The organism is Mesorhizobium sp. M00.F.Ca.ET.216.01.1.1 (genome assembly GCF_004010325.2).
GTDB lineage: Bacteria > Pseudomonadota > Alphaproteobacteria > Rhizobiales > Rhizobiaceae > Mesorhizobium.
Window position 1 is genome coordinate 1 of sequence record NZ_SADR02000365.1, and the last position, 321, is coordinate 321.

Below are 321 nucleotides of genomic sequence, written 5' to 3' on the forward strand. Positions count from 1 at the left end.
TTGCCGACGGCGCGGATAAAGGAACGGTCGTGAGAGGCGAGCAGACAGCTTGCCTGATGCTTCAGCAATTCTTGTTCCAGCGCTTCCTGGCCGTCGATGTCGAGGTGGTTGGTCGGCTCGTCGAGCAGGTAGAAGTTTGGGTCGGTGAGCCTGAGCGCCAGCATCATCAGCCGCGCCTTCTGCCCTCCAGATAGCGCGCCGATCTTGCGCTCCTGCATCTCGACGGCGACTCCGGCGCCGGCAAGAAGCGAACGGGCGCGTTGCTCGCCGACGTCGAAGGTTCGCGAAAGCATTGCCAGCGGCGTGTCGGCGTCGCCGATG

The 321-nt window shown here is 63.9% G+C and carries 1 protein-coding gene; it reads right to left on the reverse strand.

What is annotated here, in order from left to right; all coding sequences use genetic code 11:
- The coding region (locus tag EN859_RS36495; protein ID WP_135913696.1) for an ATP-binding cassette domain-containing protein at window positions 1-321 on the reverse strand (321 nt) is incomplete at both ends.